This window comes from Bradyrhizobium genosp. SA-3 (assembly GCF_004212635.1).
GTDB lineage: Bacteria > Pseudomonadota > Alphaproteobacteria > Rhizobiales > Xanthobacteraceae > Bradyrhizobium.
In genome coordinates, this window is sequence record NZ_PSRT01000379.1 from 1 (window position 1) to 247 (window position 247).

General features: G+C 68.4%; 1 protein-coding gene. It reads right to left on the bottom strand.

The window, feature by feature from the left end:
- The coding region (locus CWO91_RS42550; RefSeq protein ID WP_130221207.1) for a transposase at positions 1 to 247 on the bottom strand (247 nt) is incomplete at both ends.

A 247-nucleotide genomic window follows, 5' to 3' on the forward strand; every position in this document is an offset into this window, starting at 1 on the left:
GGCGCCGCTCGGCACGAGGCCGGTTTCCAGATAGCGCCACAGGGCCACCATCAGCTTGCGTGCCAGCGCCACGATGGCGATCTTGCGGATGCGGCCCTTGAGATTGCCAACCCGCTCGCGGAACCAGCGGCTCAGCTCGCTATCGGGCTGATGCCTCAGCCATAGCCAGGCAAGCTCGATCGCGGCCGTTCGTGCGCGGTGGTTGCCGGCCTTGCTGATGCCCTGTTGGCGGCGACTGGCGCCGCTG